At 75.4% G+C, this 7,155-nt stretch carries 6 protein-coding genes; 1 reads left to right on the top strand and 5 read right to left on the bottom strand.

Annotated elements, in window-relative coordinates; all coding sequences use genetic code 11:
* Positions 1 to 39 precede the first annotated feature (39 nt).
* The 4 genes from ACFVIM_RS30600 to xylB form a co-directional block, all read right to left on the bottom strand.
* A complete protein-coding gene (locus ACFVIM_RS30600) occupies positions 40 to 849 on the bottom strand; it encodes an N-formylglutamate amidohydrolase (protein ID WP_384308199.1) in 810 nt (269 codons plus the stop codon).
* A 116-nt stretch (positions 850 to 965) separates the two neighbouring features.
* Positions 966 to 2,333, bottom strand: a complete 1,368-nt coding sequence (locus ACFVIM_RS30595) for a cation:proton antiporter (protein WP_384308196.1) — start codon at positions 2,331 to 2,333, stop codon at positions 966 to 968.
* A 2-nt stretch (positions 2,334 to 2,335) separates the two neighbouring features.
* The gene (locus ACFVIM_RS30590) at positions 2,336 to 2,806 is read right to left on the bottom strand and encodes a cation:proton antiporter regulatory subunit (RefSeq protein ID WP_384308193.1); all 471 of its coding nucleotides are present in this window, start codon (positions 2,804 to 2,806) and stop codon (positions 2,336 to 2,338) included.
* A 196-nt stretch (positions 2,807 to 3,002) separates the two neighbouring features.
* Entirely contained in the window at positions 3,003 to 4,559 is a 1,557-nt protein-coding gene (xylB, locus tag ACFVIM_RS30585; protein WP_384308190.1) for a xylulokinase, read from the bottom strand.
* A 313-nt stretch (positions 4,560 to 4,872) separates the two neighbouring features.
* Here xylB and xylA point away from each other — a divergent pair, with 313 nt between their 5' ends.
* Complete coding sequence (gene xylA / locus ACFVIM_RS30580; RefSeq protein ID WP_384308187.1) at positions 4,873 to 6,042, top strand: xylose isomerase; 1,170 nt, start codon at positions 4,873 to 4,875, stop codon at positions 6,040 to 6,042.
* 158 nt (positions 6,043 to 6,200) lie between these two features.
* Here xylA and ACFVIM_RS30575 read toward each other — a convergent pair.
* Positions 6,201 to 7,155 (bottom strand): hypothetical protein (locus tag ACFVIM_RS30575; RefSeq protein ID WP_384308184.1); only part of this gene is annotated, 955 nt, incomplete at its 5' end.

Here is a 7,155-nt window from a genome sequence, read left to right as displayed (position 1 = left end):
GGGGGGGGGGGCGGCGGCCGTCACCGCGCCCCCGCCCGGTCACGCGCCCGCCGCGTCGGCCAGTTCCGCCAGCGCGTCCGCCAGCGCCCCGAGCCCCGGCCCCGCCGGACCACCGGGCTCGGTCAGATACAGATCGCGCCGGATCTCCACCATCAGCGCGCTGACCCGCGGTTCGCGCCCGTAGAACTCCAGCGGCACATAGGCCCCCGCGAAGGGACTGTCCAGGCCCGTACCGCCGAACCCGCCGAACGCCCGCTCCGCCGCCGCCAGCAGCGCGGGCGGGGTGTGGAAGGGATCCGTCCCCAGACAGACCGGGGGCCGCGGCCCGTCGCCGTGGAGTTCGTACGGCAGCGCCCGGCTCGGATACGAGTGGACATCGAGGACCACCGCGCGCCCCACCGCCTCCAGCCGCGCGGCCACCGCGTCCGTCACCGCCCGCGCGTACGGGTGGAAGTAGCGCTCGATCAGCGGCTGAGGGTCCACCCCCGCATCCCGGAGCACGGCGCCGTGCGTGGTACGGGTGTAGACCGCGCCCATCCCGGCCGCGAGCATCTCCTCCCGATCGTCGGGGAACCGCTCGGGATCCACCACCAGCCGCGACAGCCGGTTCTCCAGCCGCCAGGGCGTCACCGCGCACCGCTCGGCCGCCACCCGCGCCAGATCGGCGGTGTGCGCGTCGGTGATGTGGTCCAGTTCCCGCTCCAGTTCCGCGTCCCCGAGCGCGATCCCCGCCCGTACCGCCGGGGGGATGGTCCGCGAGGAGTGCGGTATGTGCAGGATCACGGGGGAGTCGGCGGCGCCGGGCAGCAGCGCGAAGGACGTTCCATCGGCACGGTCCGCCGTGGTCATGGCTCACTCCGTCACAGGGGGGACGGCCCGGCCGGGCCGTGCGGTGAGGCCCACCGTACGCAGCGGGGGCCGGGGCATCGCGCCCCGGCCCCTCTCCGTACCGTACGGACCGTTCCTCAGCCCTGACCGGGCGTCGGCGCGGCCTCGGCCGAGGGCGCGGCCACCGGGTCCTCGACCGCCACGGGGTCCTTGACCGTCACCGGGTTCGCGCCCGCTACCGGGTTCGCGCCCGCTACCGGGTTCGCGCCCGTCACCGGGTCCGCGCCCGGGGCCTTCGCGGGCGCCGCGCACTCCGTCGCGTCGATGACCTCCGCCGGGACCGGCGCGGCGGCCGCCGTGCGCAGCCGGGGCCCGATCAGCGGCTCGCACCAGCGCGCCGCCAGCGGGCCGAGGATCACCAGGATCAGCACATACGCCGTCGCGATCGGGCCGATCCTCGGCTCCGTCGCCACCGCCAGCCCCGCGATCACGATGGAGAACTCGCCGCGCGCCACCAGCGCGCCACCCGCCCGCAGCCGTCCGCGCGGGCCGATCCCGGCGCGCCGCGCCGCGTACCAGCCGGTGAGGACCTTGGTGACGGCGGTGACGATCGCCAGCAGCAGCGCGGGCAGCAGCACCGGGGGGATCTCGGTCGGATCGGTGGAGAGACCGAAGAAGACGAAGAACACGGCCGCGAACAGGTCCCGCAGCGGCGTCAGCAGCTTGCGCGCGCCCTCGGCCACCTCACCGGAGAGCGCGATCCCCACCAGGAACGCCCCGACTGCCGCCGAGACCTGGAGCTCCTGCGCCACGCCCGCCACCAGCAGGGTGAGCCCGAGGACCACCAGCAGCAGCATCTCCGGGTTGTCGGAGGAGACCGCGCGGCTGATGAGCCGGCCGTGACGGAGCGCCAGATAGAGCACCACGCCCACCGTGCCGAGCGCGATCAGCAGGGTCACACTGCCGCCGGCCAGACCGACGCCCGCCAGCAGCGCGGTCAGCAGCGGCAGATAGACCGCCATCGCCAGGTCCTCCATCACCAGGACGCCCAGGACCACCGGGGTCTCCCGGTTGCCCAGGCGTCCCAGATCGGTGAGGACCTTGGCGATCACACCGGAGGAGGAGATCCAGGTGACACCCGCGAGCGCGACCGCCGCCACCGGCCCCCAGCCGAGCAGCAGCGCCGCGGCCGCGCCCGGCAGGGCGTTGAGGGCGAAGTCGACCAGCCCGGAGGGGTACTGGGTCTTGAGGCTGCCGACCAGTTCGGAGGCGCTGTACTCCAGGCCGAGCAGAAGCAGCAGCAGGATCACGCCGATCTCGGCGCCGACGGCGACGAAGTCCTCGCTCGCGCTCATCGGCAGCAGCCCGCCGGTGCCGAAGGCCAGCCCCGCCAGCAGATAGAGCGGGATGGGGGAGAGCCCGACGCGCCCGGCGGCGCGGCCTATGAGCCCCAGCACCAGGATGATCGCGCCGAGCTCGATCAGCAGCATGGTCGTCTCGTGCACGGTCAGCCTCCGGTGATGATCTCGGCGAGGGCGTCCACGCCCTGACGGGTGCCCACCGCGACGACGGTGTCGCCGATGGCGAGACGGAAGTCGGGCTCCGGGGACGGGTGCGCGCTGTGGCGGCGCAGCACCGCCACGATGGACGCGCCGGTCCGGGAGCGGGCCCGGGTCTCGCCGAGCAGCCGGCCGCCGAAGGGCGAGCGGGTGCCGATCTGGATGTGCTCGGTCACCAGGTCGATGCCGTCGGTGCGGACCGCGTCGATCGGCGCCGGGTCGATCAGGTGGGCCAGGGCGGTGGCCTCCTCGGCGGTCAGCGGGACCGCGAGCTGGCAGGCGTCCGGGTCTTCGGCGTCGTAGAAGCCGAGGAAGCGGCGGCCGTCGTGGTGGACCACGACGGAGATGTGACGCCCTTCCTCGGTGGTGAAGTCGTACTGCGTACCGACTCCCGGCAGTGAGGTCCGACGGGTGCCCATGCTCGCCTCCAGGCGTGGGTCTCCCTCTCACCGTGGGCGGGTGAGCGGGGAAATGGGTGGGGTGTGCGGGACAGTCTACGGAAACGGGATCACCGCAGCTCATCCCGGCCCCGGACGCCGTGACGGAGAGCCAGGGGTGGAGTGGGGCGTCCGTGGTGCCGGGTCAGGGGTGGAGCGGGGCTTCCGCGGCGGAGGGTCAGGGGCGCAGCAGCGCGGGTGTGGCGCGGTCCAGCACGCCGCTGACGCGCTCCCAGGTCTCCCGGTCCCGCTCGACCGCGGGCAACTCGCGTACCCCGCCCGCCGCCTCCTCCCGTGTTCGCTCCCACGCCCGCGCCAGCGCCACCGCGTCGCCCTCGCCCGCCGCCGACGCCGCCAGCGCCGCCGCGCCGACCGCCACCGGTTCCGCGGTCCGCGGCAGCAGCACCGGCCGCCCGGCGAGACGGCGTACGGTCTCCACCCAGTACGGGCCGCGCGCACCGCCGCCGATCAGCCGCAGCGGCCGGGTCGCGGCCTGGGGCGAGGCCGGGGCGGGTCCGCCGACGGCGAGGACCGTGTCGAGCGCGCGCAGCACGGTGACGACGGCCCCCTCGTACGCGGCGCCGAGGATCTGCTGACGGCTGGTGGAGTGCCGCAGCCCGGTCAGCAGCCCCGACGCGGTGGGCAGATCGGGGGTGCGCTCACCGTCGAGGAAGGGCAGCAGCACCACCTCGCCGCCCGCCTCGGCGGTGTCCCGGCTCAGTCCGAGCAGCGCGGCCACCCGGTCCACGGCGAGGGTGCAGTTCAGGGTGCAGGCCAGTGGCAGATGATGGCCGTCGGCGCTGGCGAAGCCGGAGAGCGCCGGGGTGGCGGGCCGGGCCCGGGTGACGGTGTAGACGGTGCCGGAGGTGCCGAGGCTGAGCACCGGATGGTCCATCAGACCGGCCGCGCCGAGCCCGAGCCCGACGGCGGCGGCCATGTTGTCCCCCGTACCCGCCGCGACCGCGATCCCCTCCGGCAGACCGAGCGCCGCGGCGGCGGCCGGGGTCAGATCGCCGACGCGGATGCCGCCGCCCGCCGCCACCGGGGGCAGCAGCCGGGCGTCGAGACCGATCAGGTCCAGTACGGCCGGGTCGTACGCCCCGGTCGCGGTCGCGTACCAGCAGGTGCCCGAGGCGTCCCCCGGGTCGGTGGCGGCGGTGCCCGCCAGCCGTTCGGTGAGGTAGTCATGGGGCAGGCGGACGGCGGCGGTGGCGGCGGCCGTCCGCGGCTCGTGCTCCGTCAGCCAGCGCCACTTCGCGGCGGTGACGGCGGCCACCGGGGCCGAACCCGTGCGGTCCGCCCAGCCGCCGGGCCCGCCGAGCGCCTCGGCCAGCGCCGCCGCCTGGGGCGCGGCCCGGGTGTCGTTCCACAGCATCGCGGGCCGCAGGGGCGCCCCGGCGCGGTCCAGCACCACCAGCCCGTGCTGCTGCCCGGCGACCGCGATCCCCCGTACCGCCGCGGGCGGCGCCCCCGAGGCCGCCAGTGCCGCGCCGACCGCCCCGGCCAGCGCGCGCCACCAGCTCTCCGGGTCGCTCTCCCGGGCGCCCGACTCCCCGCGCACCTCGTGCGGGGCGCTCTCGGTGGCGCGGACCCGGCCGGTGGCGATCTCCACGACGACGGCGGTGGTGGACTGGGTGGAGCTGTCCACCCCGATCACGAGGCCGTCAGCCCCGCCGGTTCGCCGGGTCACCGGCCGGGTGGAGTCCTTCGTCGCGCCGCTCGCCCGTCTCGGCATCGTCCACGCCTCCCTTGTCCTTCGATGGGCCCCGGGCCGGCCGTGGCGCAAGGAAGGTATGTCAACTTCCGGCCGGACGACAGATGGCACGGGTCTTCACCGTCCCGGTGAGGGTGTGCCACATTCGTCAGGCCGGAAAACAAACCACGCGGGACGAGCGGCCGCGGCGGTCTCCGCGCGCCATCGGAATCCCGCCCCCGAGGCCGCTCACCCGCGCCGAATCCCGTCCGTATGCCACCCGTACCCCCGCCCACACCACCCGTGTTCATGGACGTCCAGCGAAAGCCACTACGGCGGACCAAGGCGGTCAGCGATGCAGGAACGCTTCACTCCCACGCCCGGCGACCGGTTCAGCTTCGGCCTGTGGACCGTCGGCTGGCCCGGCAGAGACCCCTTCGGGGACCCGACCCGACCCCCGCTCGACCCCGTCGACACCGTGCGCCGCCTCGCCGACCTCGGCGCGTACGGGGTGAGCCTCCACGACGACGACCTCATCCCGCCCGGCTCCTCGGAGACCGAACGCGAGCGCACGCTCTCCCGGTTCCGCGCCGCCCTGGACGCCACCGGACTGACCGTGCCGATGGCGACCACCAACCTCTTCACCCACCCCGTCTTCAAGGACGGCGCCTTCACCGCCAACGACCGCGACATCCGCCGCTACGCGCTGCGCAAGACCCTGCGCGCCATCGACACGGCGGCCTCGCTCGGCGCCAGGACCGTCGTCGCCTGGGGCGGCCGGGAGGGCGCCGAGTCCGGCGCGGCCAAGGACGTCCCGCTCGCCCTCGACCGGCTCAAGGAGGCGTTCGACCTGCTGGGGGAGTACATCACCGACCAGGGATACGCGCTGCGCGTCGCCCTCGAACCCAAGCCCAACGAACCCCGCGGCGATCTGCTGCTGCCCACCGTCGGCCACGCCCTCGCCTTCATCGAACGGCTGGAGCGCCCCGCCCTCTTCGGGGTGAACCCCGAGGTCGGCCACGAGCAGATGGCCGGGCTCAACATCGCCCACGGCGTGGCCCAGGCCCTCTGGGCGGACAAGCTCTTCCATATCGACCTCAACGGCCAGTGCGGCGCCCGGTACGACCAGGACCTGCGCTTCGGCGCCGGGGACCTGCGCGCCGCCTTCTGGCTGGTGGACGTGTTGGAGTCCGGCGGCTACGACGGCCCGCGCCACTTCGACTTCAAGCCCCCGAGGACCGAGGACGCCGACGGGGTGTGGGTCTCGGCCGCCGCCTGTATGCGCACCTATCTCATCCTGCGCGACCGCGTGGCCGCCTTCCGCGCCGACCCCCGGGTCCGCACCGCCCTGAGCGACGCGCGCGTGGACGGACTCGCCTTCCCGACCGCCGCCGACGGCCTGAAGGCCCTGCGCGCCGACCGCACGGCCTACGAGGAGTTCGACCTGGACCGCGCGGCCGCCCGGGGCATGGCCTTCGAGGCGCTGGACCAGCTGGCGCTGGAACATCTGGTGGGCACGGCGTAGCCCCGTACGCGGCCCCCCCGTCGTACCCACGGCTGTACGACGGGGACGGTCCGACCGGCTCCCATGACCGGCTTCCGCGACCGGCCGTACGTGTGCCGTCCGACCGGCCGTGGGCCCCGCGACCGGGCGCGGGCCCGGGGCGGGCCGGCCGGCCCGGTTCAGCGGCCGGTGCGCAGCACGCGCTGCGCCGTGGCCAGCCACGCGCGCTTGATCCCGGCGTGCGCGCGGAACCGCGCGGGCTCCGCCCGCACCGCCGCCTCCTGCACCCGCCGGTCCGCCGCCACCCACGCCTCGACCAACCCGACGTCCTCCTTGCAGCGGACGTCCGCCGCCGCGGTGGCCAGCTCCCGGGCCACCGGCCGGGGCCTGGCACCCCACGCGGGGTCCGCGAAGGACTGGAAGGGGTCGCCGTAGGAGAACCCGGCCCGCTTCATGCACGCGCTCCACGCGCGGTTGGCCGCCGTGACCTCGGGGGAGCGCCGCGCCTCGGCGAAGGTCCGGGTGGACGCCTGGGCGAGGTGGTCCTGGTCACGAGGGCCGACCTCGCGGACGATCCGGGCGTTGGCCCGCGCCCAGCAGCCGCCGACGCCCGTGATCCCCCCAGGGCCGTAGGCGGCACGCCGCTGGGCGGCCGGGAGCTTGCCGCGCGCGGTCCGCGCGGCCTCCCGCCGCTGGTAGGCGGGGGAGGGCGGAGCGAGGTGATAGCCGTAGCGGGCCGCGTCACGCGCGCCGGTCAGCCCGTAGCGGCGTGTGTGGGGCGGTTCGACGTCCCGCGCGGTCAGCGGGGGCAGGGGAGACCAGGTGACGCCCTGGGCGCGCAGACACGACCGGAGGAGGAGGTCGGTCGCCTCGCTGATGGTCAGGCTCTCGTACGGGGAGTTCTCGTAGGCGTCGAACGGCAGGACCAGCGTCGCGGTGTCCATGGCGGCGGTCGGTGGCGGCCCGGTGCGTGACACGGTCGGGGCCCGCGCGTCGTCGCGGTCGGACAGGGCGACGAGCGTCAGGGCGAGGGCGAGCACGGTGGTCACGGTGAGCGGGATCAGCAGACGGCGCCGCCTGGGCACGGAAGGGGCTCCTTCGTCGGACGGTGGCGGATGGCGGGAGGGGGTGCCC

It is taken from the genome of Streptomyces sp. NPDC057638 (assembly GCF_042800315.1).
GTDB lineage: Bacteria > Actinomycetota > Actinomycetes > Streptomycetales > Streptomycetaceae > Streptomyces.
This window is presented reverse-complemented; position numbering and strand designations above follow the sequence as displayed.

What these genes read in the sequence shown, in the direction of transcription:
- xylA (WP_384308187.1), top strand. Translation starts at nt 4,873, where the DNA reads ATGCAGGAACGCTTCACTCCCACGCCCGGCGACCGGTTCAGCTTCGGC.
- ACFVIM_RS30600 (WP_384308199.1), bottom strand. Translation starts at nt 849, where the DNA reads ATGACCACGGCGGACCGTGCCGATGGAACGTCCTTCGCGCTGCTGCCC.
- xylB (WP_384308190.1), bottom strand. Translation starts at nt 4,559, where the DNA reads ATGCCGAGACGGGCGAGCGGCGCGACGAAGGACTCCACCCGGCCGGTG.
- ACFVIM_RS30590 (WP_384308193.1), bottom strand. Translation starts at nt 2,806, where the DNA reads ATGGGCACCCGTCGGACCTCACTGCCGGGAGTCGGTACGCAGTACGAC.